Here is a 25267-nt window from a genome sequence, read left to right as displayed (position 1 = left end):
TTGCTTTCTTATCGTCTAATAATTGTACAATGGTATATTGAGATAGTCAAGAATAGGACAAAAATGCCCCAATCTGCTATAATAATTTTATTATGGAAGCTGTTGCCAGCTATGTGATTGAGCAATTTTAGAGGATTGGTGCGAGGTAAATGATATGAAAAAGAATTTTTATCTGGATATTGTTATCTTTATCGCCTGCCTGGCATGCCTGATTACGGGGCTGATGCTGGATTTTCATCTCTTTGAAGGAGGCAGGGAAGTGCGGCATTACTGGCGTGACATACACGCCTATATCGGCTATGTGATGGCTGCCGGGGTGCTGCTGCACATCATCTGGCATGTGAAATGGATTAAGGTGGCGGCAAAGCAGATTTTTTGTAAAAAATAAGGGTGGACTATTTTCGATTTTCCTTTATAATTATAGATGGACTGTTATTTTTTGCGTGCAGGGAATAATAGCCACAGTGTAATTGAAAGGAAGCTACTTCTGTATGAATAGAAATGATTTGTGCTGGTGCGGCAGTGGGCGTAAGTACAAGAAATGTCATCTCGCCTATGATGAGCGACTGGATGCAATGAAATTTGATTTTTTTAAGGGGCAGGTGCGTCCGCCCAGGAATATCATCAAGAATGCAGCGGATATCGAGGGCATCAGGAAGGCTGGCGTTCTGAACGATGCGGCTCTCGACCTGGCTGCCAGCATGGTGGAGGAAGGCAGGGACACCGCTTCCATTGACGATGCGGTGCGCAAGCTGATAGAGGGCAACGGGGGCATTCCTGCCTGCCTGAACTATGAGGGCTATCCCAAGAGCATCTGCATTTCTCTGAATGATGTGGTGTGCCACGGCATCCCTTCCCGGAAGACAATCCTCAAGGAAGGGGATATCCTGAATGTGGACATTACCACCATCCTGGATGGCTATTATGCCGACGCTTCCCGCATGTTCATGGTGGGCAAGGTTGCCCCCGAGGCAGAGCGGCTGGTGCAGGTGGCCAAGGAGTGCATGCTCATCGGCATTGAGGCGGTGAAGCCCTGGGGCTATGTAGGGGATATCGGTGCTGCCGTCAACGCCCATGCCAAGGCTAACGGCTGCTCCGTGGTGACGGAGCTGGGAGGCCACGGAGTAGGCAAGGACTTCCACGAGGATCCGTATATTCCCCATGTAGGGGAGCGGGGCACCGGCATGCTGCTGGTGCCGGGCATGGTCTTTACCGTGGAACCCATGATTAATGCCGGCAGGTACAAGGTAACCGTGGACAAGAAGGACGGCTGGACGGTGCGCACCAAGGACCATTCCCTGTCTGCCCAGTGGGAAAAGACCATTCTGGTGACTGAGACAGGGGTAGAGGTGCTGTCCAGCTAAAGATGCCCGGTTAAGTGTTTTCGTGTATTCCCATCAGGTGCATCCTGACTGGCAAGGAGGTGGCAGCTGCTATGCTGAGGGAGTTTTTGGGACAGGCTGAGGATGGCAGCATGGATATTTCCTCTGCCCGGAGGCTGAAGGAAATTGTGGCAGTGCTCAGGGACAGGGAGCTCTTGCAGGGGGTAACCCCGGTGAAGGTGCGGCAGGTGCTGGAGGATTTGGGACCTACTTTTGTGAAGCTGGGGCAGATTATCAGCATGAGGCCGGATTTTTTGCCCAATGAGTACCAGGCGGAGCTGACCAGGCTGCAATCCGAGGTGAAGCCCATGGATTTTTCCGTGGTGAAGGAGATTGTCCAGCGGGAGTACAACCAGAGCTGGGACGGGATTTTCGCCTCCATTGATGAGCATGCCATGGGCTCCGCTTCCATTGCCCAGGTGCACAGGGCAAGCCTTTTGAACGGTGACAGGGTTGTTATCAAGGTGCAGCGTCCCGGTATTTATGAGGTGATGGCCAAGGATATCGCCCTCTTGAAAAAGGCCATTTCCCTCCTCAATCTGGTGCGGGATTCTGAGGGTGTTGTCAACCTTGAGAGCATCGTGGATGAGATGTGGGAGATTGCCAAGCAGGAGATGGATTTTCTGCTGGAGGCTGATCACATCGAGGAATTTGCCCATCTGAACAAGGATGATGAAAATATCCTCTGCCCCAAGGTCAACCGCCAGCTGACCACCCAGCGCATCCTGGTGATGGAGTGCATGGAGGGCATTCCGCTGGATGACGGGGAGGGGCTGCAGGCCGCCTGCGTGGACATGGAGCGCATCGGCAGGAGGCTTGGCATCAACTATGTGAAGCAGATGATTGATGACGGGTTTTTCCATGCGGACCCCCATCCCGGCAATATCTGGGTGAAGGACGGCAGGATTATCTGGCTGGACCTGGGGATGATGGGCAGGCTGTCCGTCAGGGACAGGAACAGCTTCCGCCACGCCATTATGGCACTGGTGACCAATGATGTCTACGGCATGAAGGAAGCGGTGCTGGCCCTGGGCATGCCCCGGGGCAAGGTTGACCACATCCAGCTTTATGACGATGTGTCCGCTCTGATGGCACAGTATGGTGACCTGGACTTTGAGCACCTGAAGGCAGGCGAGGTGGCCAGGAAAATCCTCATGGTGCTGAAAAGCAATAACATCGCCATCCCTCACGGCTTCAGCATGTTTGCCAGGGGCGTGATGATCATGGAGGGTGTAATGACCAGGTGCTGTCCCCAGGTGAATTTTTCCGAGATTTTTGCCAAGGGGCTCAGGGTCAGCATGGAGAAGGATTTCAGCTGGCTGGCGGAGCTGAATAAATTTAAAAGGGACAGCTACATGCTGATGAAAAAATCCATGCAGCTGCCGGAGCAGATTTCTGATATACTAAAGATGACATTGAGCGGCCAGACCAAGGTGAATCTTGACCTGACCGGTTCCCAGGAGCCCTTGCAGAAGCTGGACAGCATGATAAACAAGATGATTATGGCCATCATCAGTGCCGCCCTGCTGCTGGGTTCCAGCACAATCTGCACCACTCAGATGGAGCCGAAAATCATGGAAATCCCCCTGCTGGGAGTGCTCGGTTATCTGGCTGCCATGGTGCTGTGCAGCAAACTTTTGTGGAGCATAATAAAGACGGACAGGAGGAAGTAGGAGCTTGCGAGGAATCAGAGGAGCCATTACAGTTGAGGAAAACACTGCAGAAGCAGTGATGAGTGCCACTCAGGAAGTGGTCAAAGCCATGCTGGAAGCAAACGGTATCAGGACAGAGGACATCGGGGCGGCGATTTTTACGGCTACCGAGGATATTACGGCGGTATTTCCTGCCAAGGGAGCCAGGGCATTGCCGGGCTTTGACCTGGTGCCCCTGTTTGATGCCCGGCAGATGGATGTGGATGGTGCCCTTGACCACTGCATCAGGGTGCTGCTGCTGGTAGATACTGACAAGGGACAGCGTGATATCAAGCATATATTCCTGGGCAGGGCAAAGGGATTGCGCCCTGACCTGGTGAAATAATTTACCGGCAGAGGCATGGCGGTGCAGCTGCACTGGCAGGAATATATGCCGGTATTTTGGTAAGGCAATAGGACTAGGAGGTTAATTATGAACAAGATTATTTCTACTGACAGAGGACCTGGGGCAATCGGCCCTTATTCGCAGGCTGTGCAGACTGCTGGCGGCATGCTGTTCGTTTCCGGGCAGATTCCGCTGGTACCGGCTACCGGTGCCATGGTAGAGGGGGGCATCGAGGCACAGGCAACCCAGGTGCTGGAAAACCTGAAGGGCATTGTGGAGGCGGCCGGCTATCAGCTGTCCGATGTGGTGAAGACCACCGTGTATCTGGCTGACATCAATGATTTTGGCACTGTGAATGGAATCTATGCCAAATACTTTGTGGAGAACTGCCCTGCCCGTGTCTGTGTGGAGGTCAGCAAGCTGCCCAAGGGCGCCTTGGTAGAAATTGATGTAATTGCTTCCAAGTAATGAGGCAAATCTGCAAATCTGCAAATCTGCGAATCTGCAAATCTGCAATATGCAATATGGATTAGAGGTATCTGTATAACAGAAGGAGAGTGTTACCGTTGATTAATGTTGAGAACACCAGTGTAAATGCCATCCGTATTCTGGCTGCCGAGATGATTCAGAAGGCAAAGTCCGGCCATCCTGGCCTGCCGATGGGCTGTGCGCCAATCGCTTACGAGCTGTGGGGCAGGCACATGAGCCACAATCCGAAAAATCCAAAGTGGCTGAACCGGGACCGCTTTATCCTGTCCGGCGGCCATGGCTCTGCCATGCTGTATTCCCTGCTGCATCTCTTTGGCTACGGCCTGACCATGGATGACCTGAAGAATTTCCGTCAGCTGGATTCCCTGACTCCTGGCCATCCTGAGTACGGCCACACTGTAGGCGTTGAGGCAACTACCGGCCCTCTGGGAGCAGGCATGGGCATGGCAGTGGGCATGGCGATTGCCGAGGCACATCTGGCTGAGAAGTTCAACAAGCCGGGCTATCCTGTGTATGACCATTATACCTTTGCCCTGGGCGGTGATGGCTGCATGATGGAGGGTATTTCCTCCGAGGCCTTCTCCCTGGCAGGCACCCTTGGCTTGTCCAAGCTGATTGTCATCTATGACAGCAACAACATTTCCATCGAGGGCGATACTGATGCTGCCTTCACTGAGGATGTGCAGAAGCGCATGGAGGCATTCGGCTTCCAGACTATCGATGTGGCTGACGGCACTGATCTGGCTGCTATCGGCAGGGCTATCGAGGAAGCAAAGGCTGACAAGGAGCGTCCTTCCTTTATTACCGTCCATACCCAGATCGGCTACGGCTGTCCGGCAAAGCAGGGCAAGGCCAGTGCTCATGGCGAGCCTCTGGGGGAGGAAAACCTGCAGGCAGCCAAGGATAACCTGGGCTGGACTAGCGAGCCGTTTACTGTGCCTGAGGAGGTCTATGCCGACTATGCAGCCAAGGCTGCCAAGGGACAGGAAGCAGAGGACAAGTGGAATGCCATGTTCTCCGAGTGGAAGGCGAAGTTCCCGGCAGCAGCAGCTCTCCATGACAAGTTCTACGATCAGGATGCCATCAAGGCTGTGATGGAGGATGAGTCCTTCTGGGCTCCGGCTGAGAAGCCTACTGCCAGCCGTGCCCTGTCCGGCAACATCATCAACAAGCTGAAGGATATCGTGCCAAGCCTCATGGGCGGCAGTGCTGACCTGGCTCCATCCAACAAGACGGAGATGAAGGATGAGGATTTCTTCAGCAAGGAGAACCGCAACGGCCGCAACATGCACTTCGGTGTCCGGGAGCTGGCTATGGGGGCTATCGGCAACGGCATGGCCCTCCATGGCGGCGTGACTGCCTATGTGGCTACCTTCTTCGTATTCTCTGACTACATCAAGCCGATGATGCGCTTGGCTGCCCTCATGAAGCTGCCTGTTACCTATGTGCTGACCCATGATTCCATCGGCGTTGGCGAGGACGGCCCTACCCATGAGCCAATCGAGCAGCTGGCTATGCTGCGCGCCATGCCGAACATGCAGGTATTCCGTCCTGCTGATGCAGTGGAGACCGCTGCCGGCTGGTACACTGCTTTGGCTGATACGGAGAGCCCTACTGCCCTGGTGCTTACCCGTCAGAACCTTGACGTTATCCCGAGCAGCAAGGAAGGTGCCCTGAAGGGCGGCTATGTTATCGCTGATGCAGCGAAGGATGTGCCGGACGGCATCATCATCGCTACCGGCTCCGAGGTGGGCATTTCCCTGGCTGCCAAGGAGATTCTTGCGCAGGAGGGCAAGGATGTACGGGTTGTTTCCATGCCTTGCATGGAGCTCTTTGAGCAGCAGAGCGATGAATACAAGGAGCAGGTGCTGCCGAAGGCTGTCCGTGCCCGCGTGGCTGTGGAGGCCGGCTCCGACTTTGGCTGGGGCAAATACATCGGCCTGGATGGCGCCGCTGTGTGCATGAAGGGCTTTGGTGCTTCCGCACCGGCTGCCGCTCTCTTTAAGAAGTTCGGCTTCACCAAGGAGAATGTGGCTGAGACCATGCGCAGCCTGCTGAAGTAAATTTCACGAATTAAAACACCCCTGATATGTACTGCACTTTGCAGGCATATCAGGGGTGTTTGCATAATAACGCTAAATTATCTTAGCCGAAGAACTGGTTGTACATGCTTAGTCCCAGCAGGCAGATGGAAGCCAGCATCAGGGCGGAGCTGACACCGATGAGCACCTTGCGCACCTGGTCGCTGAACTCCATGCGGCGATTGATGTATACTACGACCATGCCTACGAACAGGGCGCCGTACATGCCCCTGCCGATGCCGTCCATGTTGCTCCATGCCAGCACCAGGATAATCAGTGTCACGGCAATGAGCACCAGCAGCAGCGCATCACGGCTGGCCTTTGGCTTCAAATCCACATTCTCCTTTTTCTCATCCTTGGGATGTATTTTATTCTGAATTTTTTTGTACTGTGTTGCCATTTTTCATCTTCCCTTTCATTAGACCTTCTTGCCAAACAGCAAATCCATTATATCATAATTTGTGAGTGTGTAAAATAAATTTGCAGTAGAAAACTTGTAATGATAGAATAAGGGGTGTAAAGTGAAGGGAAGGATGTTACAATGATCAGAGGGCCGCGCAGCCGCGAAAAGCTAAAGGCATATTATGAATCATATATGAAGACAGGCAGACCGGACCCCAACGTAAATCCGGAGGTGGCTGCTTCCTGGGCGAAAAGCCGTGCCTACGGTGCGCCTACAGACAGGATTCATACGGACCACAGGCTGTCCAGGGAGGATTTTGCTGCCCGGCAGAGGCTGCACAAGGAAGCCATCAGCTACCTGCGGCACCTGACCAACAACCTGCGGGATTTTTTCAAGGAATACGATATCAGCCTGCTGCTTTTGGACGAGGAATGTGTTATCCTCAAGAGCTATACCATGCCCTTTTATCAGATGACGCCGGGGGAAATCGAGGGCGTCCGGGTGGGCGTGGAGGAAATCGGCACCAGCAGCGTCAGCATGGCTTATGATTTGCAGCAGCCATTCTGGCTTTTTGGCCCTGAGATGTGGGTGCAGGATTCCCATGAGAGCGACGCCTGCTCGGCACCGATTTTCGTGGACAAGAAGATGCGCTATATCATCACCATGGTAGGCATGCACTATCAGAACATGCCCCAGGAGGCGGTGATGGCAGTGCTGAAAACCCTGTGCTACGGCCTGGAGAACTATATCCAGCAGCAGACCCGGCTGAAGGCTCAGGAGGCAATCCTGGATGTGATACCCTTTGCGGTATACCATGTGCAGGAGGGCTCCGAGGTGGCTTATGCCAACAAGCTGGGCATGCAGCGGCTGAAAAAAATCGGCATCGGCCGCAAGGATAACAAGAGCTTCGGCACAAAGCTCAGCGATGTGGTGCTGAATTACCGCCACACGCCTATATATTCCGGCTTTCAGGGGGTGCTCAGCCACAACCGGGAGGTGACCTGGATTACTCCCAGCAAGACCTATGAGGATATTACAACCGTGGTGCCCTTTGAGCGTGACAGTGAGGACGCTGTGCGCAGCGTAGTGGCAATCTCCATGCCCATAGAGGATTTGCGGACGATGGTGGCTCATGCGGCAGGCTTCACTGCCAAGTACAGCCTCAGCTCCATGGTCTGTGCCAGCGCAGCCTTTAGCTCCGTCAAGGAGAAGGCACTGCGCCTGGCCAAGGGCAGAACCCATATCCTGCTGCAGGGGGAGAGCGGCACCGGCAAGCAGCGCATGGCTCACGGCATCCATCAGGCCAGCCCTTTTGCCACCGGGCCTTTTATTGCCCTGCATTGCGGCGATGTTACCCCGGAGCTTCTGGAGCAGGAGATTTTTGGTGTCAGCATCAGCAGGGAGGTCAGCCATCCCGGCAAGCTGGAGCTGGCATCCGGCGGCACTCTTTTTATAGACGAAATCGAAAAAATGCCAACGGATATCGCCCGTGCCCTGGCGGCCTCCCTGACTACCATGGAGTCCAGCCGTATCGGCGAGGAGACCAGCCGTCCCATCAATGTGCGGCTGGTAGCTGCCTGTGATACGGAGCTCCGGCGGCTGACAGAGCGGGGCAGCTTTGACAAGTCCCTGTATGAGGTGCTGTCCCACAGCGTTATCCGCATACCGCCTCTCAGGAACCGCAAGGAGGATATCGGGGTGCTGGGAGAGCATATCCTGTCAGAGCTGGCAGGGCTGCACCAGTCCTCTGCCAAGGCACTGGCCCCGGATGCGGTGGATTTTCTCATGACCTATGAGTGGCCGGGCAATATCAAGCAGCTGCAGAATGTGATAGAGCATGCCTTTTTCCGCACGGAGGGGGAGGTTATCCACGCTGAGGACATCAACCTCTTTGGGGATATTACCCTGGATGCCAGATGGAAAGAGGACAAGGAGGTATTTATCAAGGTGTGGCGCGTGGCAGGAGGCAATATCAGCCGCCTGTCTACTCTCTTGCATGTGAGCCGTGTCACCCTGTACAGATACCTCAAGAAATACGGCATTGAAAAGAGCAAGATTGATAGCTGATATTTGCTATTTAATATTTAATATTTGCTATGTACTTATTAATTATTAAGACGTTGTGATTGATAGATAACAGCGTAGTATAGGAGGAAGCTTGTGCGTTTAAGAAGAAAACCCTGGGTAGACGAAGCTATTCACGATTTTGATGATTTTGTATTCCCGAAGGACAGGCCGGCAGGCGAGGAGCAGAAGGGCTGCTGGCAGCAGGTCTTTGGCAGGCCTGGCAGCCTTTATGTGGAGCTGGGCACCGGCAAGGGTGATTTTATCAGCCAGCTGGCCCTCAGGCATCCCGAGGTGAATTTTATTGGCATCGAGGCTCAGCAGGATGTGCTTTATTCGGCTGCCAAAAAGGCGCGGGCATTGGGGCTTGCCAATGTAAAGCTTTTGGTATTTGATATAAACAATATTGAAAATATCTTTGCCGAGCATGAGGTGGATCAGTTCTACATCAATTTCTGCGACCCGTGGCCAAAGGCGCGGCATGCCAAGAGGCGGCTTACCCATATCGGCTTTTTGCAGCGGTACGGAAAGCTCCTGAAAAAGCCGGGCAGGCTGATTTTTAAGACGGATAACCGTCCCCTCTTTGATTTTTCTCTGGAGCAGTTTGCGGAAGCAGGCCTTGCGGTGGAGGATGTTTCCTTTGACTTGCATAGCGAAAACCGTCCGGACAATATCATGACCGAGTATGAGCGCAAGTTCAGCGGCTTTGGCGAGAAGATAAATAGATGTGAGGTCGTGTTCGCTTGAAAAAAGTGCTTATTCCAAAGAGAAAGCTTCCCTGGGGCAGTGACCACGAGGCAATAATCTGGCTAATGGCGGTGCTGCTGGTAGTGGGGATGGTAAATGTTTTTAGCTCTACATTTATTACGGCAGAAAATGAGAATAGCGCACCCTATGCATACCTTTTGAAGCATCTCATCAGCATGGGGATAGGCTTCGTGCTGTTTGCCATGTCCTGGCGGGTGGATTACCACAAGTGGCGTGACTGGCTGGGGCCTGTAGCCCTCAGCATAGCGGCACTGCTGCTTTTTGTGCTGGCGGCAGGCACTGTGGTCAACGGTGCAAAGCGGTGGATTTACCTGGGGGCATTTTCCTTCCAGCCGGCGGAGTTTGCCAAGATATGCAGCGTGATGATAGCGGCCTATATCCTCTCCTACCGGGTGGAGCACAAGCTGCCCATCAATATCCTCAACGCCCAATACGCTTTTATTGCTTTTTTGTTTGTGGCGGTTGAGATGGAGCCGGACATGGGGACGGCATGCGTCATTCTGGGCATACCCATTGTGATGCTGTGGATGGCGGGGCTGAAAACCTACAAGCTGCAGCGGCTGGCTCTGGTGGGGCTGGCAGCGGTGGTGGGCATGTGCATCTATCAGCCCTATCGCCTGGAGCGCATCAAGGTCATGTTCAACCCCTGGTCTGATGCCCAGGGCATGGGCTATCAGACGGTGCAGTCCGTGACGGCCATCGGCTCCGGCGGCTTTTGGGGCATGGGGCTGGGGCAGGGACTGGCAAAGTACGCCTACCTGCCGGAGGCGCATACTGACTTTGCCTTTGCGGTGTTCTGCCAGGAGAACGGCTTTGTGCTGGTGGCACTGGTGCTGCTTTTGTATGGGGCTTTTGCCTATTATGCCGTGCGGATTGCCCGGGATGCCTATGATGTCTACGGCCAGCTGCTGGCAGGGGGCATCATGCTTTTGGTGGTAGGCCAGGCGGTGGTGAATATCTCCATGGTGGCCGGCTGCTTCCCGGTGGTGGGCGTGCCGCTGCCCTTTATCAGCTATGGCGGCACATCCCTGATGATGACCATGTTTTCCGTGGGGGTGCTGATCAATATCGGCCGCTACAGCAGGGCGAAGCAGGCCAAGGAAAAGCTGGACGAGCTCCGGCGCAACAACCTGAAAAATCACGAGGCGGCACTGGCTGCCATGCCGGGGCGGCGCAGGCTGCAGCGGATTAAGTGATGCTGTCAATGCATGTTAATGCTTTGGTGGCAAATAGCATGGCAAGTGGTATGGGAAATGACATGAGAAATGACATGGTGAAAAGATTTTTTGACGGTGGCTGTGACTATGAATAAGGCGATGGTTGAGAATATGGATAATATGGCGATGAAAAGACAGAAGCGCATTGCGCTGATAAATGATATGACAGGCTTTGGCCGTTGCTCCATCGCGGTGGAGCTGCCGTTGATTTCTGCCATGAAGATTCAGGCATGCCCGTTGCCTACGGCGGTTTTGTCCGTGCACACGGGGTTTGCCGAGCATTATATTGACGATTATACTGACAGGATGCGCCCTTATATGGAAAACTGGGCGGTGAACGGGCTGGAGTTTGACGGCATCTGTACCGGCTTCCTGGGCTCCGTGGAGCAGATAAATATCGTGGAGGAGTTCGTGCGGCGGTTCAAGAAATCCTTTACCCGGGTGATGGTGGACCCGGTGATGGGGGACTACGGCAAGCTGTATTCCTCCTATACGCCGGAAATCTGCCGGGAGATGAAAAGGCTTCTGAAGCATGCCGACCTGGTGACGCCGAACCTTACGGAGGCCTGCCAGCTTCTGGATGAGGCATATCCTGAGAACGGGGTGATTGGCGAGGATGCCCTGGCGAAGATGGCCAGGGCGCTGTCCGAAAGAGGCCCGGAGCAGGTGGTGATTACCGGCTTGCAGGGGGAGGGGCAGGTGCTGAACTTCCTCTATGAGAAGGGAGGCAGCCATTCCATTGTCCGGGAGCCGAAAATAGGCGGTGACAGGTCAGGCACAGGTGATGCCTTTGCGGCCATTGTGGCTGGCGGCCTGGTCAGGGGCCTGTCCTTGCAGGAGTCGGTGGAGAAGGCGGCAGGATTTATTACCAAGGCGCTTCGGTACACGGTGGAGCTGGATTTGCCGTGGAACTACGGGCTTGCCTTTGAGGAATACCTGACGGAGCTGGATTAGTATTTGTGGCCGTTTGGATATGGTTTATACATGGTTTGTATATGATTTGTATATGATTTGTATATGATGGCGTGTTATTGTTATATTTTTGATGTGGAGTGAGAGAATTTGAGTATGCTGGTTTATGCCGTTCATGAGGGCGGCCGCTACGTGCAGGTGGCAGACAGCCTGAAGGAGCAGCCTGAGGGCAAGCGCGGCTTTTATGTGAATATTACCAATCAGTGCAATTGTGCCTGCACCTTTTGCCTGCGCACCATGAAGCACATGGCGGAGGAAAGCACCCTGTGGCTGAAGCAGGAGCCATCGGTGGATGAGGTCAAGGAGGAGCTGGACAAGCTGCCGTGGGACATGGCAAAGGAGATTGTCTTCTGCGGCTTCGGGGAGCCTACCATGCGGCTGGATGTGCTGCTGGAGCTGATGGCTTATGTGCGGCAGAAGCATCTTGATATGCCTATCCGGCTGAACACCAACGGCCTGGCTGACCTGGCCTATGGGCGTTCCGTGGCAGGGGATTTCGAGGGCCTGGTGGATACCATCTCCATCAGCCTGAACGCTTCCAACGCAGAGCGTTATCTGGAGCTGACCAGGGCAAAGTACGGCATCGGTGCCTTTGAGGCCATGCTGAAATTTGCCATGGACTGCAAGGAGCATATTCCCAATGTGGTGCTGACGGTGGTGGAAAAGGTGGAGGACCAGGCTGAGATTGAGGCCTGCCGGAAGCTCTGCCAGGAAAAGGGCTTGCAGCTGAGAGTACGCATTTATGAGGACAGCTGATTTTGTGACAGATGGCTTGATGATAGCTGATTTTGGTGACGGCTGATTTTACTGGCATCTGATTTTTGTGGCAGCTGATTTTGGTGATAGTGACAGGAGTGACGAAAAAGCATGAAAAAGTTGGTTGTGATTCGCGGCGGCGGCGAGCTGGCTACCGGCATTGCCCATCGCTTGTACAATACGGGCTATCAGGTCCTGATGCTGGAGAAGGAATACCCTTCTGCCATCAGGCGCAGCATTGTCTTTGCAGAGGCTGTCTATGAAGGGGAAAAGAAGGTGGAGAGGCTTACCTGCTACAAGGCGGCTCATCTTTCCGAGGCAGAAAAAATGCTGAAGGATGGCAAGCTGGTGATTATGGTGGACCCGGAGGCGGCGTGCCTGTCCAGGCTGAAGCCGCGCATTCTGGTGGATGCCATTTATGCCAAGCGCAATATGGGCACCAGCAAGGACATGGCGGACTTTACTATCGCTATCGGCCCGGGCTTTACTGCCGGCAAGGATGTGAACTGCGTGGTGGAGACTACCCGTGGCCACAACCTGGGGCGCCTCATCTATGAGGGGCAGGCACTGCCGGAGAAGGAAACCATTGAGGTCCGCGCCCTGATGCGTGCCTCCCATTCCATCAATGCCCCGTGTGACGGCTATCTGGAAGCAGGTCATCCCCTGTCCTACATCGTGAAGAAAAATGAAACCATTGCCAAGTTGCACATGGATGGTGGGCATGTTTTTGAAATCAAGGCTCCTGTGGAAGGCGTGCTCAGAGGGCTTTTGCATGACGGCTGCCCGGTGCGCACAGGGCTCAAGATTGCGGAGATTGACCCTAGCACCATGCCTACCAACTGTGTGACCATTTCTGCCAAGTCCCGCTGCATTTCCGGCTCCGTGCTGGAGGCTATCCTCATGTGGGAAAATGCCAATGTGAAGAAATCCCGCCTGCCGTGGAAGAAATAATGGGAAACGTGCCGGGGAAAGTAATGTAAAACATGATGCGAAACATGATGTAAAACATGATGCAAAGTATTATGATGTAAAGTATGAGGTTAAAATAATGCGTAAGTATGTGAAAGGGGGCAATGGATTTTGGCTTATGTGGTAACAAAGCTGGTGACTACGGAGGAAAGCATTGATTTTTCCCTGCTGGGCATCTTCAGCGACATGAAGCAGGCTGCCGCAGCCGCTACGGATGTGTACAAGGAATACAACAAGAAGGCCTCTTTCGTCAATCTGGAAATGGTCAATGAGTGGCTGTCCACCCGTGGGGAGTATTCCTTCCGCCGGGACAAAAACAACCGCCTGCAGCTGGATATTAGCATTGCCGAGGAAAATCAGGTTATTCCGGCTGATCACCAGCGGATTTTTACTTGCAGCGAGCAGGACAAGGTCTGGGTGCAGATGAGCTCCGCCCTGGTGCCGGACGGGGTGAGCAAGGCAAGCTTGTGAGATGTGGGGGCGAAAATGCGAAATTTTTTTCATGAAACCTTGACAATCATGGTATAGAATGGTATTATATGTAGCGTTGATTGACTCAGTAGCTCAGCTGGATTAGAGTATTTGACTACGAATCAAAGGGTCGGGGGTTCGAGTCCCTCCTGGGTCACCATTTGAAAGATAGCATCCTGTTTCGGCAGGATGCTTTTTGTTTTGCTGGTGTTTCTTAGAAATTATTAGAGATTCATTAAAATTTGTTCAGTGGGCTTGATTTTATGTTTCAGGTATGTTAATATGTGGTTGTGTCAGAGATGAAGACGAAGTACATCGCAGAGGAAACATGGCAACTCTTGGGATAAGGCTTCTAAATTCATCCCCGACAAATAAGTGTTTTTTATTTGTAAAAGGAGGAATTTCTTTATGAAGAAGACTCTCGTATCCGCATTGACTACCGCTCTGGTAGTAGGCGCTGCTTCCACTACTTTTGCAGCTGCTAATCCTTTCGCTGATGTTCCTGCAGACCATTGGGCATACGATGCTGTTGCTCAGCTGGTACAGGACGGCGTTGTAAACGGCTATTCCGCTGATGGCACCTTCAAGGGTGACCAGAGCATGAGCCGTTATGAGATGGCTCAGATTGTTGCAAAGGCTATGGCTAAGTCCGATGCTGCTGACAACAACAACAAGGCTCTCATTGAGAAGCTGTCCGCAGAGTTCTCCGATGAGCTGGCTAACCTGGGCGTTCGCGTTGCTAACCTCGAGGCTAAGACTGACAACGTTAAGTGGACTGGCTTGATCCGTTATGACTGGAATACCACTAACTATGAGGCAGAGGATGGTCACAGAGAGCCTGAGACCAATAACCTGAAGTTGCGTTTCACTCCATCCATCACTATCAACGAGAACTGGACTGGCTACTCTGAGATTGATTATGATGTAAATCCTGATGAGACTGGTGCTGACAATAATGGTGCTACTGTTTCTAAGATTTATGCAGAGGGTGTATATGGCAAGGCTGACATCAAGCTCGGTCGTTTCGGCTCCTTCTCCGATGCTTCCCACGGCTTGTTATTCGATGACAAGGTAACTGGTGCTGAGTTGACTTATGCTCCAACTGAGAAATGGGCTGTAAAGGCAACTGGTGGTCGTATTGATGCTAAGGGAACTGCATTCCAGACTGCTGGTAAAGTAAAGGGTAATGCATATATACCTGGTGGCACTATTTCAGATATTAATGATGACATTTCTGTTCCATATGAGGCAGACGGTTTGATTCCATCTTCTGCCACTTATTATGGTATTGAAGTTCTTTACAAGAATGGCAAGATGGATGCAGGCGTAGGTTACCACGCAGCTGGTGCTAACCATACTTTGGTTGGCAACGGACACGATAAGTATCAGGTAGTGGATGCTGGTGTTGGTTATGCATTCGATAGCAATGTAAAGGCTACTGTTGACTATGCTCGTGGTAATGAGTGGGCTAATGATCGGTTCAGCAAGGATGCTTACAGCATTCAGGTTAACTACAAGGGTGCCAATGCAGCTCAGAAGGGTTCTTGGGGTGCTTATGTAGCATACCGCAAGTTGTCTCCAATTGCTGCTTTCCAGGCCACCTATGACCACAAGGAAGGTGTTAATGAGTTTAACTCCTTGAAGGGCTGGGAGATTGGTGCTGACTATGCATGGGCTAAGAACATCGTATCCACCTTTAAATTCTTCACTGGCAAGGATACTGATAAGACCGTTGTACAGGATAAGGTTACTGGCGTATGGAGCCGTGTTGACTTCTTGTTCTAATCCTATTAGGACGAGCGGTTTCACAGCTTTACAAAAGCATAAAACAACAATTAAGAGCGGCTCATCGAGCCGCTCTTTTCACATGTAAAAGACAAATCTATTGCAGAATATGTATTTATTTGCTATAATAATTACGAAAACGATAAAAACGTTTCCATTTACACCACAGTGCAAGCCTTCGATCTGCTCATCGGGGGCTTGCATTTTCATATAAGAATATTTTTGTATATTTACTTGTAATTTTTTTTCAAGTATGATATACTGCAATTGATAAATGACATAAGCGTAACCGGTATGTACGCTGTAAAACGAAAACCCCCGATGGTGGTCGGGGGTTTTCTATTCCAATTTTAGGAGTGGCTTATGCTCCAGGCTTACTGCTTGCTGTCAAAATGCCTGTCAAGCCATTTGCAGATATAATGCGTCACTATGCCTGCCGCAACAGACACTATAAACGACATAAACACCACGGCATGTACACCTCCTTTCTAGAGATTGGAGGTAGCAGCACACCTATTATAGCATAGCTTATGTACGTTCGTAAAGTTATTTGAACTTATGTAGTGCAAATAGCTCTATTATTTTGTAGCATCAATATAAGAATACTTTACATGTGAAAAGAGCGGCTCGATGAGCCGCTCTTAATGTTTGTTTTATGCTTTTGTAAAGCTGTGGTACATCTAGTCCTAATAGGATTAGAACAAGAAGTCAACACGGCTCCATACGCCAGTAACCTTGTCATCGGTGGTGAGGAGAGTATCCTTGCCGTTGAAGTACTTGAGGGTGGATACGATGTTCTTAGCCCAAGCATAGTCAGCACCGATCTCCCAGCCCTTCAGGGAATTTAAACCATAGGTGCCTGCCTTGTGGTCATAGGTAGCCTCAAAAGCTGCAAATGGAGCCAGGGAACGATATGCTACATAAGCACCCCAGGAACCCTTGTCAGCAGCGTTAGCGCCCTTGTAGTTCAGCTGAATGCTGTAAGCATTCTTTGCAGCTTCCTTCAATTTGCCATTCTGGTCAACGGATGGACCAAAAGCATAGTCAGCAGTCAGCTTTACATTCTTGTCAAAAGCATAGCCAACACCGAGGTCAACTACACGGAAGGAACCATCATCGCTATTAGCATCCTGCAAAGTACGGGTATCAGTTACATTGTGGTAGCCGATACCTGCATCCCACTTGCCATTCTGGTAGCCAGCCTCAACAGCCCAGTAAGTAGCAGAATCGCCATCCTTAGTACCAGTTGCAAGGTTCTCATTAGGGTTATAACGGCCAGCAGTGGCCTTCAACTTCCAGTTGCTGGTAGGAGCATAGGCAATCTCAGCACCAGTTACTTCAGTATCGAATACGAGGCCATGGGAAGCATCGGAGAAGGAACCGAAACGACCGAGCTTAATGTCAGCCTTGCCGTATACGCCCTCTGCATAAATCTTAGCAACCTCTACAGTCTTTGCTGCATCAGTGTTGTCCTTTTCGATATCATAATCAATACGAGCATGGCCAGTCCAGTTCTCATTGATAGTCATGGATGGCTCAAAACGCAACTTAACAGTGTTAGTCTTGCCGTCCTTATCGTCAGCAGTAAGATCGCTTCTGTGCTCATAGTTAGTGGTATTCCAGTCATAACGGATCAAGCCGTTCCACTTAACGTTGTCGGTCTTAGCCTCCAGGTTAGCAACGCGAACGCCCAGGTTAGCCAGCTCATCGGAGAACTCTGCGGACAGCTTCTCGATGAGAGCCTTGTTGTTGTTGTCAGCAGCATCGGACTTAGCCATAGCCTTGGCAACAATCTGAGCCATCTCATAACGGCTCATGCTCTGGTCACCCTTGAAGGTGCCGTCAGCGGAATAGCCGTTTACAACGCCGTCCTGTACCAGCTGAGCAACAGCATCGTATGCCCAATGGTCTGCAGGAACATCAGCGAAAGGATTAGCAGCTGCAAAAGTAGTGGAAGCAGCGCCTACTACCAGAGCGGTAGTCAATGCGGATACGAGAGTCTTCTTCATAAAGAAATTCCTCCTTTTACAAATAAAAAACACTTATAAGGCTCTTTAAAACGTAAAAAAAGAAATCTTTATGAAAAAAGATTTCTTGGCGAACATGTTATTTGTATGCTATAATGAAGTTGCTGCCACCTCCAATCTAACGAAAGGGGGGTGCATATATGACCTTGGTGACGTCTATGATTGTGTCTGTTGCGGCAGGTATAGTGACGCATTATATTTGCAAATGGCTTGACAGATACTTAGACAGCAGGCAGTAAGCCTGGAGCGTAAGCCTCTCCTAAAAATGGGAATAGAAAACCCCCGATCTCAACCATCGGGGGTTTTCGTTTTACAGCGCATATATGCCTTTTGGCAACGTCGTCTACAACCAAAGTATAACACATGTCATCAGAAATTACAAGTATCTAGTTGGTTGTTTTGTGGCTGCAATGGAAAAGAGCAGCTCATGGGAACTGCCCTCATTATTTGTAATATTATCCCTTAAGCTTAGTGACTTGCCAATCAACAGATTAGAACAAGAAGTCAACACGGCTCCACAGACCAGTAACCTTGTCCTTATCGGTCTCCTCGAGGGTATCCTTACCGGTGAAGAACTTAGCAGTTGCTACGATGTTCTTTGCGAAAGCATAGTCAGCACCGAACTCCCAGCCCTTCAAGGAGTTGTATCCATCAGCACCGGCAGCGTGGTCATAGGTTGCGCCGAAAGCTGCGAATGGGCTGAGCTGACGATATGCAGCGTAGATGCCCCAGGAACCCTTGTCAGCGGCATTAGCACCCTTGTACTGGAGCTGGATGTTATAAGCATTCTTGCTGGCGTTATCGTAATCTTCGCCGGTCAGGGAAGGCCCAAAAGCGTAATCAGCGGTCAGCTTTACGTTCTTGTCGAAAGCATAGCCAACGCCCAGGTCAACGACACGGAAGGAACCATCCTTCTCTGCGGCATCCAAGTCCTGGAAAGTCTCAGTAGTTGTTACATTATGGTAGCCTGCACCAGCCTCCCACTTGCCATTCTGGTAGTTAGCCTCAACAGCCCAGTAGGTAGCATTGTTGTCCTCGCTAGGACCATGGGACAAGCCGTGAGCTGGTTCAGTTACAGTTGCCTCAGTCCAGAAGCCGGAGAGACGGGCAGCAGTAGCCTTTACCTTCCAGTTGCTGGTAGGTGCATACTGGAACTCAATACCGGTAGTGGAATCAATATCAGTTACCAAGCCATGGGAAGCATCGGAGAAGGTGTTGAAACGACCAATCTTGGTGTTCAGCTTGCCATGGGTACCCTCTGCATAAATCCACTCTACAGTGTTACCACGAGCGTTTGTATTGTCCTTATCTACAACATAGTCCAGACGGGCATGGCCGGTCCAGTTCTCGTTGATGGTGATGGAAGGCTCGAAACGGAGACGAACATTGTTGTTTTCAGTCTCTCTATGCTTCTTCTGGCTCTCATAGTTAGTGGTGTTCCAATCATAACGGATCAAGCCGTTCCACTTAACGTTATCGGTCTTAGCCTCCAGGTTAGCAACGCGAACGCCCAGGTTAGCCAGCTCATCAGAGAACTCTGCGGACAGCTTCTCGATAAGAGCCTTGTTGTTGTTGTCAGCAGCATCGGACTTAGCCATAGCCTTGGCAACAATCTGAGCCATCTCATAACGGCTCATGCTCTGGTCACCCTTGAAGGTGCCGTCAGCGGAATAGCCGTTTACAACGCCGTCCTGTACCAGCTGAGCAACAGCATCGTATGCCCAATGGTCTGCAGGAACATCGGCGAAAGGATTAGCAGCTGCAAAAGTAGTGGAAGCAGCGCCTACTACCAGGGCGGTAGTCAATGCGGATACGAGAGTCTTCTTCATAAAAAAATTCCTCCTCTAGCCAAATAAAAAACACTTATCGGAATGTTTAGGTTATATAATAATGAATTTTTAACAAATTTCTTTTATTTACCGAATTTTTTCATGAAAAAGTTAGTAAAATATATAATACCATGTTAAAAGATAGCTATATAATGTTAGGTCAAAGGCGTAGCTGGTTTGATAAAGTTACACCTTTTCTATAAAATCTAAGTATGCCGTATGTTGACGTGGTTGGGAGATGTTATCATGAAAAAGACAGGTAAAAAAATCGTCACGGTGCAGGAAGCATTTGAAGTCTGGTTCGAGGAATATGTAGACGTCAATACCAGGACTAACACCCAGAAATCCTATCGGGGGATGATTGAGAAGCATATTTTTCCCAGGCTGGGGAATATGGAGATGAAAAAGCTGAATGCACGCATTTTGCAGAAGTTTATCAATGAAAAGAGCAAAATACTGAAGCGGTCTTCCTTGAGCAAGCTGCTGGCCATCATGCGCTCCTGCTTCAGCTATGCGGTAAATCCCTGCGAGTTTTGCCGTAGCAATCCTGCTGAGAATGTGTGGCTGCCCCGTGATATGGAGGAGCTGGGCAGGACGGTGCATGTATTTTCTCCTCAGGATGTGGCAGCCATAGAGGAGCAGTATCCGCCGGAGCATGATTATTACATGGCACTGCACATCTGCTACTATACGGGGCTGCGGATTGGCGAGGCGCTGGGGCTCAGGTGGCAGGATGTGAATCTGGAAAAGCATGAGCTGACGGTTACGGGCACGATGCTGGAAAACGGGCTGCGGCAGAGCATGCCAAAGACCAGGAGCAGCTACCGGACTATTCCCTATGGGACACAGCTGCAATTGCTTTTTCAGCGGGAATGGCTGCGGCAGAGGACTGTGCGCCAGTCCATAGGGAATCGCAGGTACAATAAGGGGGACTATGTATGCTGCCGCCTGGAAAGCGGCAAGCAGATTTGTGCACCGGATTTCCGTTTTTTTAATGCCTGGTGCAAGAAGCAGCTGGGAGGCGGCTCCACTCATTCCTTGCGGCATACCCACGCAACCATGCTGCTGGAGGCAGGGGAAACCATGGATGCCGTGTCCAAGCGGCTGGGGCACAGCAGCATTGCCATTACGGCGAAGTATTATTCCCATGTGACGGAAAAGGGCAAGCTGAAAATGAGGGCAACGCTGGACAATCTTTTTCCGCCAGGCAATATAAGAGGGTAAACATGGCATAGCAGGATATTTTGTGATATACTAGACAGAGCAATTATTAGTGGGAGCGTGAGCTTATGGCTAAAATTAAAAAAGCGGTAATTCCGGCAGCCGGGTATGGTACCAGGTTCCTGCCTGCTACTAAGGCAACTCCGAAGGAGATGCTACCGATTGTGGACAAGCCTACTATCCAATATATAGTGGAGGAAGCCTTGGAGAGCGGCATTGAGGAGATTTTGATTATCAGCGGCCATGCCAAGCGGGCGATTGAGGATCATTTTGATTCGGCGCCGAATCTTGAACGGGAGCTGGAGGAGAAGGGCAAGGATGATTTGCTGGCCATCGTCCGGGAGACGGCAGATATCAATGTGCACTATATCCGCCAGAAAAAGATGCGGGGGCTGGGAGATGCCATTCTCTGTGCCAAGTCCTTTATGGCCGGGGAGCCTTTTGCGGTGCTGCTGGGGGATGATGTGGTCTATGCAGATGGCAGCAGGGGGCAGAAGCCTGCCCTGCGGCAGCTGATAGATATTTATGATGCCTATGGCGGTTCGGTGCTGGGCTGCCAGCAGGTGCCGGACGAGAAGGTTTCTTCCTATGGCATCGTGGCTGGCAGTGAGATTGCCGGTTCCAGCCTGGTGAAGGTCAGCGATATGATTGAGAAGCCTGAGCTGGCAGAGGCACCGAGCAATATGGCTGTGCTGGGGCGATATATTATTTCGCCGACTATATTTGAGATTTTGGAGCATACGGCACCTGGCAAGGGCGGTGAGGTTCAGCTGACGGATGCCCTGAAGCAGCTGGCGGCTGTAGAGCCGGTCTGGGCATATTGCTTTGAGGGCAAGCGGTATGATGTGGGTGACAAGCTGGGCTTTTTGAAGGCTACGGTGGAGTTTGCCCTGCGCCGTGATGACCTTGGGCCTCAGTTCGGAGCCTATTTGCGTGAGCTGATAAGGGAGTAATGAGCATGAAGGTATTATTGGCAGGGGGTGCCGGATATATCGGTACCCATACAGCTGTCCAGCTTTTGAAGGGCGGCTATGAGGTAGTTGTGGTTGATAATTATGATAATAGCTGCCCGGAGGCGGTGAAGCGGGCTGAGGCACTGGCTGGCGGCAAAATCTCCCTTTATGAGGCGGATATTCAGGATAGGGATGCAGTGCAGGCGATACTGGCCAAGGAACAGCCTGAGACGGTCATCCATTTTGCCGGCCTGAAGGCGGTGGGGGAGTCCGTGGCAAAGCCGCTGAAGTATTATCGCAACAACATCAATACGACTTTGTCACTGCTGGAGGCAATGGCTGACACGGGAGTAAAGCGGATAATTTTTTCTTCTTCGGCTACTGTCTATGGGGAGCAGAATCCGGCTCCCTATAACGAGGAGATGCCCAAGGGGCTCTGCACCAATCCTTATGGCTGGACAAAATCCATTATGGAGCAGATTCTGGCGGATGCCGCCACAGCCAATCCTGAGCTGGGGGTAGTGCTGCTGAGGTATTTTAATCCTATCGGTGCCCATGAGTCCGGGCGGATTGGGGAGGACCCCCAGGGTATCCCCAATAATCTGATGCCTTATGTGTCCCAGGTGGCGGTAGGCAGGAGGGAGCAGCTGACGGTGTTCGGCGGTGATTATGATACGCCGGACGGGACATGCCTCAGGGATTATATCCATGTGATGGATTTGGCAGACGGCCATGTAAAAGCGGTGGAGTTTTCCGCCGGTCACAAGGGCGTGGAGATTTTTAACCTGGGCACCGGCAAGCCATATAGCGTGCTGGATATTGTGAATACCTTCCAGCAGGTGAATGGTGTGAAGGTGAACTACGCCATCGGGCCGCGCCGTGCCGGTGACCTGCCGGTTTGCTATGCGGATGCCGGCAAGGCGAAGAAAGTGCTGGGCTGGGAGGCAAAGCGCACCCTGGCTGATATGTGCCGCGACAGCTGGAACTGGCAAAAAAATAATCCTGATGGGTATCAGGATGCATAAATTTATAAAGGTGGAATAAGGTTTTGAGTAATTTAGAAGTAGGTATTGTAGGACTGCCCAATGTGGGCAAAAGCACATTGTTCAACGCCATTACCAAGGCAGGTGCCGAGGCGGCAAATTATCCTTTCTGCACCATCGAGCCAAATGTGGGCATCGTGGATGTGCCTGACCAGCGCCTGCAGGTGCTGCATGAAATGTACAATTCCAAGAAGACTACCCCCGCGGCTTTCCGCTTTGTGGATATTGCCGGACTGGTAAAGGGGGCTTCCCAGGGTGAGGGCCTTGGCAACAAGTTCCTGGAGCATATCCGCCAGGTGGATGCGGTGGCGCAGGTTGTCCGCTGCTTTGAGGATGGGGATATTACCCATGTGGAGGGTTCTATTGACCCTATCCGGGATATTGAAATCATCAATACGGAGCTGTGCCTGGCTGATATGGAGGTGCTGGAGCGCCGTATGCAGAAGCTGGTGAAGCTGGCCAAGGCAGGTGTCAAGGAGGCCAAGGCTGAGCAGGCGGTTCTGGAAAAAATAAAAGCAGCCCTGGACGAAGGCAGGACTGTGCGCAGCGTGGATTTAACTGAGGATGAGCTGGCTCTTATCAAGGAGATGAATTTCCTGACCATGAAGCCTACCCTGTATGTGGCCAACGTGGGCGAGGATGAGGTTGCCACTGCCGATGCGGAAAATCCATATGTGCAGAAGGTAAAGGAGTATGCCGCTACCGAGGGCGCAGAGGTTGTGGCGATTTCTGCCCGGGTGGAGTCGGAGATTGCAGAGCTGGATGAGGACGAGGCAAAGGAATTTTTGCATGAGATGGGGCTGGAGCAGTCCGGCCTGGAAAAGCTCATCCATGCCGCCTTTGACCTCTTGGGGCTGATGACCTTCCTGACGGCAGGCCCGGATGAGTGCCGCGCCTGGACCATCGTCAAGGGGACTGTAGCTCCGAAGGCCGCCGGCAAAATCCACTCCGATATTGAGCGGGGCTTTATTCGTGCGGAAATCGTCAGCTTCGATGACCTGGTGGCTGCCGGTTCTACCGCTGCTGCCCGTGAAAAGGGGCAGGTGCGCCTGGAGGGCAAGGACTATGTCATGCAGGATGGCGATGTGACGTATTTCCGCTTCAACGTATGAAAGCATAAGTTATGCTGACTATCATTTCGTCAGCTTGTACAGCTCGGGACGCCTGTCCTTGAAGATGCTGATGTCGCTCCGTATCTGGCTGATCATGCCGGGCTGCAGGTTGGCATGGAGGATTTCCCCGTCCAGGTTGTCGGTGGAGCCCTGTGCCAGCAGGCTGCCCCATGGGTCGTAGATGGCGGAGCCGCCTCCCAGGTGCATGGCATCCCCCAGATGGGAGGAAATGCCGTTGGCAGCCACTACAAAGAATTGGTTTTCGATGGCGCGGGCCCTGAGCAGGGTGTCCCAGTGCTGGATGCGCTCTACAGGCCAGGCGGCGGCTACAAAGAGGATGCTGATGTCCTGCAATGCCAGCTGCCTTACCAGCTCCGGGAAGCGCAGGTCGTAGCAGATGATGATGCCGCACTTGACGCCGTCGATGCTGAAGGTTGCCAGCCTGCTTCCCGGGGTGAAGTCGGCATTTTCCCCGGCAGGGGAGAAAAGATGCGTCTTTTCGTAGGTGGCGATGTTTGCACCGGTTCTGTCAAAGACATAGCAGGTGTTGTAGATTTTGCTCTTCCGTGCTACGGCGATGGAGCCTGCGATGATGTTGACAGTGTATTCGGAGGCAAGCCTGCCCATGTGCTTTTTCCAGATATCCTGGCTGTCAGCGTACTCGCTGATTGGCTTCGGGTAAAAGCCCGTATTCCACAGCTCCGGCAGCAGTACGGCATCAGGCCGCTGGTCACTGTTGATGGCCTTGTCCAGCATGGCTGCCATGGTATCCAGGTTGTGCTCGATATCGCCCTCCTGGATGGGCATTTGCAAAACAGATATTTTCATGATAAAATAAACTCCCTTTCGTAGATAGGATGATTTTTATGCCAGTAAAATTTAATGTAGGGGATATCGTCAAGATGCGCAAGGCTCATCCCTGCGGCAGTGACCTGTGGCAGGTTACTCGCACCGGCATGGACTTTGGCATGAAGTGCCAGGGCTGTGGTCATTTTGTGATGCTGCCCCGAGTCAAGTTTGAGCGTATGGTGAAGTCAGTGGTGGCTCCGGCAGGGGAATGATTGCTTGTTTGCTTGCCTGCCGTGCCGCCATTGGTCCTAGCTATATTATATCATTTTTACCCCGGGAAGGAAGTCTGTTTTTTTGGAAGATTTTTTCAAGTGTAAAAAAATATCTGCATATAAGAAAAAAATGCGGCTGTTCAGCTCCCCGGCATGGCTGCTTGCGGCTATGCCTTTCTTTGTGATTGTGCTGCTGCTTTCGGGCAGTGTGGAGGCTGCCAGGGCTGACAGGTATTTTGTGGATTATGAGGGCAATACCGGCTATTATGTGGATGTGAATTCCATCGAACTGCCCAGCGACCATGAGGTGGAGCTGGATCTTTATCTGGTGAAGCTCCACAGCAGATATATGTACCGCTACCGGGCTTATTTCGACACGGCGGAGGGCTCCTATGAGTATCGCAATGCCAAGGTGTATAACTATGAGACGAAAAAGCTGATGAGCGGTGCGGCTTATGTGCAGGAAAGGCTGTCCTATGGCAAGAACACCATGTTGCAGGAAGTGGTGGAGTTTGCCGTGGGGTGGAAAAAAAGCCATATATATAAAACCCAATATGGAGAAACATGGGAATAAATTAAAGGTGTTCAGTGTGAACGCCTTTTTTTTAGTTATTTTTTATAAAAAAT

The 25267-nt window shown here is 51.7% G+C and carries 24 protein-coding genes and 1 tRNA gene; 21 read left to right on the top strand and 4 right to left on the bottom strand.

The features are described from left to right. Window positions 1-154: 154 nt before the first annotated feature. The 6 genes from FYJ84_RS03225 to tkt all read left to right on the top strand — a co-directional run bounded on the left by FYJ84_RS03225 (window position 155) and on the right by tkt (window position 5971). Window positions 155-388: a DUF4405 domain-containing protein gene (locus tag FYJ84_RS03225; RefSeq protein WP_154406098.1), complete on the top strand. Its 234-nt coding sequence runs from the start codon at window positions 155-157 to the stop codon at window positions 386-388. 103 nt (window positions 389-491) lie between these two features. After that, on the top strand, window positions 492-1364 hold the full coding sequence (locus FYJ84_RS03220) for a methionyl aminopeptidase (RefSeq protein WP_154406096.1): 873 nt from the start codon (window positions 492-494) through the stop codon (window positions 1362-1364). Window positions 1365-1435: 71 nt separating this feature from the next. Beyond that, complete coding sequence (locus tag FYJ84_RS03215) at window positions 1436-3055, top strand: ABC1 kinase family protein (RefSeq protein WP_154406218.1); 1620 nt, start codon at window positions 1436-1438, stop codon at window positions 3053-3055. A 4-nt stretch (window positions 3056-3059) separates the two neighbouring features. Beyond that, on the top strand, window positions 3060-3419 hold the full coding sequence (gene aroH / locus FYJ84_RS03210; protein ID WP_154406094.1) for a chorismate mutase: 360 nt from the start codon (window positions 3060-3062) through the stop codon (window positions 3417-3419). An 87-nt stretch (window positions 3420-3506) separates the two neighbouring features. Continuing rightward, on the top strand, window positions 3507-3887 hold the full coding sequence (locus tag FYJ84_RS03205; protein ID WP_154406092.1) for a RidA family protein: 381 nt from the start codon (window positions 3507-3509) through the stop codon (window positions 3885-3887). A gap of 152 nt (window positions 3888-4039) precedes the next feature. Further along, complete coding sequence (gene tkt, locus FYJ84_RS03200; RefSeq protein ID WP_407060736.1) at window positions 4040-5971, top strand: transketolase; 1932 nt, start codon at window positions 4040-4042, stop codon at window positions 5969-5971. An 82-nt stretch (window positions 5972-6053) separates the two neighbouring features. Here tkt and FYJ84_RS03195 read toward each other — a convergent pair whose 3' ends face one another. After that, window positions 6054-6389 carry a hypothetical protein gene (locus tag FYJ84_RS03195; protein WP_154406088.1) on the bottom strand — a complete coding sequence of 112 codons (336 nt, stop codon included), beginning with the start codon at window positions 6387-6389 and terminating at the stop codon, window positions 6054-6056. A 141-nt stretch (window positions 6390-6530) separates the two neighbouring features. On the opposite strand from FYJ84_RS03195, the gene FYJ84_RS03190 reads away from it, so the two are divergent. The 9 genes from FYJ84_RS03190 to FYJ84_RS03150 all read left to right on the top strand — a co-directional run bounded on the left by FYJ84_RS03190 (window position 6531) and on the right by FYJ84_RS03150 (window position 15394). Next, window positions 6531-8459, top strand: coding sequence for a sigma-54-dependent Fis family transcriptional regulator (locus tag FYJ84_RS03190; protein ID WP_154406086.1), 1929 nt, complete (start codon window positions 6531-6533; stop codon window positions 8457-8459). A gap of 93 nt (window positions 8460-8552) precedes the next feature. Continuing rightward, on the top strand, window positions 8553-9203 hold the full coding sequence (gene trmB, locus FYJ84_RS03185) for a tRNA (guanosine(46)-N7)-methyltransferase TrmB (RefSeq protein ID WP_328596313.1): 651 nt from the start codon (window positions 8553-8555) through the stop codon (window positions 9201-9203). 5 nt (window positions 9204-9208) lie between these two features. Further along, window positions 9209-10420, top strand: a complete 1212-nt coding sequence (locus FYJ84_RS03180; protein ID WP_328596318.1) for an FtsW/RodA/SpoVE family cell cycle protein — start codon at window positions 9209-9211, stop codon at window positions 10418-10420. A gap of 147 nt (window positions 10421-10567) precedes the next feature. Then, the gene (locus tag FYJ84_RS03175; RefSeq protein WP_154406217.1) at window positions 10568-11395 is read left to right on the top strand and encodes a pyridoxamine kinase; all 828 of its coding nucleotides are present in this window, start codon (window positions 10568-10570) and stop codon (window positions 11393-11395) included. 114 nt (window positions 11396-11509) lie between these two features. Next, window positions 11510-12169 carry a TatD family nuclease-associated radical SAM protein gene (locus FYJ84_RS03170; protein WP_154406216.1) on the top strand — a complete coding sequence of 220 codons (660 nt, stop codon included), beginning with the start codon at window positions 11510-11512 and terminating at the stop codon, window positions 12167-12169. A 111-nt stretch (window positions 12170-12280) separates the two neighbouring features. Continuing rightward, complete coding sequence (yqeB, locus tag FYJ84_RS03165; protein ID WP_154406082.1) at window positions 12281-13120, top strand: selenium-dependent molybdenum cofactor biosynthesis protein YqeB; 840 nt, start codon at window positions 12281-12283, stop codon at window positions 13118-13120. 129 nt (window positions 13121-13249) lie between these two features. Continuing rightward, window positions 13250-13609 (top strand): hypothetical protein, encoded by a 360-nt coding sequence (locus tag FYJ84_RS03160; protein WP_154406080.1) that lies wholly within the window; start codon window positions 13250-13252, stop codon window positions 13607-13609. A gap of 82 nt (window positions 13610-13691) precedes the next feature. Next, a tRNA-Arg gene (locus FYJ84_RS03155) sits at window positions 13692-13769 on the top strand. A 248-nt stretch (window positions 13770-14017) separates the two neighbouring features. Then, complete coding sequence (locus tag FYJ84_RS03150) at window positions 14018-15394, top strand: putative porin (RefSeq protein WP_154406078.1); 1377 nt, start codon at window positions 14018-14020, stop codon at window positions 15392-15394. Window positions 15395-16089: 695 nt separating this feature from the next. Here FYJ84_RS03150 and FYJ84_RS03145 read toward each other — a convergent pair. Beyond that, window positions 16090-17403, bottom strand: coding sequence for a putative porin (locus FYJ84_RS03145; RefSeq protein WP_154406076.1), 1314 nt, complete (start codon window positions 17401-17403; stop codon window positions 16090-16092). Between the two features lie 509 nt (window positions 17404-17912). Further along, window positions 17913-19250, bottom strand: a complete 1338-nt coding sequence (locus tag FYJ84_RS03140; protein WP_154406074.1) for a putative porin — start codon at window positions 19248-19250, stop codon at window positions 17913-17915. Window positions 19251-19496: 246 nt separating this feature from the next. Between FYJ84_RS03140 and FYJ84_RS03135 the strand changes: the two genes are divergently transcribed. From FYJ84_RS03135 to ychF, 4 genes are all read left to right on the top strand, one after another. Then, window positions 19497-20474, top strand: coding sequence for a tyrosine-type recombinase/integrase (locus FYJ84_RS03135; RefSeq protein ID WP_205764075.1), 978 nt, complete (start codon window positions 19497-19499; stop codon window positions 20472-20474). A 65-nt stretch (window positions 20475-20539) separates the two neighbouring features. Continuing rightward, entirely contained in the window at window positions 20540-21424 is an 885-nt protein-coding gene (gene galU, locus FYJ84_RS03130) for a UTP--glucose-1-phosphate uridylyltransferase GalU (protein ID WP_154406070.1), read from the top strand. A 5-nt stretch (window positions 21425-21429) separates the two neighbouring features. Continuing rightward, window positions 21430-22449 carry a UDP-glucose 4-epimerase GalE gene (galE, locus tag FYJ84_RS03125; protein ID WP_154406068.1) on the top strand — a complete coding sequence of 340 codons (1020 nt, stop codon included), beginning with the start codon at window positions 21430-21432 and terminating at the stop codon, window positions 22447-22449. Window positions 22450-22472: 23 nt separating this feature from the next. Then, window positions 22473-23579 carry a redox-regulated ATPase YchF gene (gene ychF / locus FYJ84_RS03120; protein WP_154406066.1) on the top strand — a complete coding sequence of 369 codons (1107 nt, stop codon included), beginning with the start codon at window positions 22473-22475 and terminating at the stop codon, window positions 23577-23579. Window positions 23580-23600: 21 nt separating this feature from the next. On the opposite strand, the gene FYJ84_RS03115 is transcribed toward ychF, so the two are convergent. Then, window positions 23601-24407 (bottom strand): carbon-nitrogen family hydrolase, encoded by an 807-nt coding sequence (locus FYJ84_RS03115; protein ID WP_154406064.1) that lies wholly within the window; start codon window positions 24405-24407, stop codon window positions 23601-23603. A gap of 38 nt (window positions 24408-24445) precedes the next feature. Between FYJ84_RS03115 and FYJ84_RS03110 the strand changes: the two genes are divergently transcribed. Both FYJ84_RS03110 and FYJ84_RS03105 read left to right on the top strand, forming a co-directional pair. Next, window positions 24446-24640: a DUF951 domain-containing protein gene (locus tag FYJ84_RS03110; RefSeq protein WP_154406062.1), complete on the top strand. Its 195-nt coding sequence runs from the start codon at window positions 24446-24448 to the stop codon at window positions 24638-24640. 82 nt (window positions 24641-24722) lie between these two features. After that, window positions 24723-25214 (top strand): hypothetical protein, encoded by a 492-nt coding sequence (locus tag FYJ84_RS03105; RefSeq protein WP_154406060.1) that lies wholly within the window; start codon window positions 24723-24725, stop codon window positions 25212-25214. Window positions 25215-25267: the final 53 nt, after the last annotated feature.

It is taken from the genome of Anaerovibrio slackiae (assembly GCF_009695585.1).
Taxonomy (GTDB): domain Bacteria; phylum Bacillota; class Negativicutes; order Selenomonadales; family Selenomonadaceae; genus Anaerovibrio; species Anaerovibrio slackiae.
This window is presented reverse-complemented; position numbering and strand designations above follow the sequence as displayed.

Bases quoted from the DNA above. Each gene is read 5' to 3' on its own strand.
- FYJ84_RS03225 (WP_154406098.1), top strand. From the start codon at position 155: ATGAAAAAGAATTTTTATCTGGATATTGTTATCTTTATCGCCTGCCTG.
- FYJ84_RS03220 (WP_154406096.1), top strand. From the start codon at position 492: ATGAATAGAAATGATTTGTGCTGGTGCGGCAGTGGGCGTAAGTACAAG.
- FYJ84_RS03215 (WP_154406218.1), top strand. From the start codon at position 1,436: ATGCTGAGGGAGTTTTTGGGACAGGCTGAGGATGGCAGCATGGATATT.
- FYJ84_RS03205 (WP_154406092.1), top strand. From the start codon at position 3,507: ATGAACAAGATTATTTCTACTGACAGAGGACCTGGGGCAATCGGCCCT.
- tkt (WP_407060736.1), top strand. From the start codon at position 4,040: ATGATTCAGAAGGCAAAGTCCGGCCATCCTGGCCTGCCGATGGGCTGT.
- FYJ84_RS03195 (WP_154406088.1), bottom strand. From the start codon at position 6,389: ATGGCAACACAGTACAAAAAAATTCAGAATAAAATACATCCCAAGGAT.
- FYJ84_RS03190 (WP_154406086.1), top strand. From the start codon at position 6,531: ATGATCAGAGGGCCGCGCAGCCGCGAAAAGCTAAAGGCATATTATGAA.
- FYJ84_RS03175 (WP_154406217.1), top strand. From the start codon at position 10,568: ATGAAAAGACAGAAGCGCATTGCGCTGATAAATGATATGACAGGCTTT.
- FYJ84_RS03170 (WP_154406216.1), top strand. From the start codon at position 11,510: ATGCTGGTTTATGCCGTTCATGAGGGCGGCCGCTACGTGCAGGTGGCA.
- yqeB (WP_154406082.1), top strand. From the start codon at position 12,281: ATGAAAAAGTTGGTTGTGATTCGCGGCGGCGGCGAGCTGGCTACCGGC.
- FYJ84_RS03150 (WP_154406078.1), top strand. From the start codon at position 14,018: ATGAAGAAGACTCTCGTATCCGCATTGACTACCGCTCTGGTAGTAGGC.
- FYJ84_RS03145 (WP_154406076.1), bottom strand. From the start codon at position 17,403: ATGAAGAAGACTCTCGTATCCGCATTGACTACCGCTCTGGTAGTAGGC.
- FYJ84_RS03140 (WP_154406074.1), bottom strand. From the start codon at position 19,250: ATGAAGAAGACTCTCGTATCCGCATTGACTACCGCCCTGGTAGTAGGC.
- FYJ84_RS03135 (WP_205764075.1), top strand. From the start codon at position 19,497: ATGAAAAAGACAGGTAAAAAAATCGTCACGGTGCAGGAAGCATTTGAA.
- galU (WP_154406070.1), top strand. From the start codon at position 20,540: ATGGCTAAAATTAAAAAAGCGGTAATTCCGGCAGCCGGGTATGGTACC.
- galE (WP_154406068.1), top strand. From the start codon at position 21,430: ATGAAGGTATTATTGGCAGGGGGTGCCGGATATATCGGTACCCATACA.
- FYJ84_RS03115 (WP_154406064.1), bottom strand. From the start codon at position 24,407: ATGAAAATATCTGTTTTGCAAATGCCCATCCAGGAGGGCGATATCGAG.
- FYJ84_RS03110 (WP_154406062.1), top strand. From the start codon at position 24,446: ATGCCAGTAAAATTTAATGTAGGGGATATCGTCAAGATGCGCAAGGCT.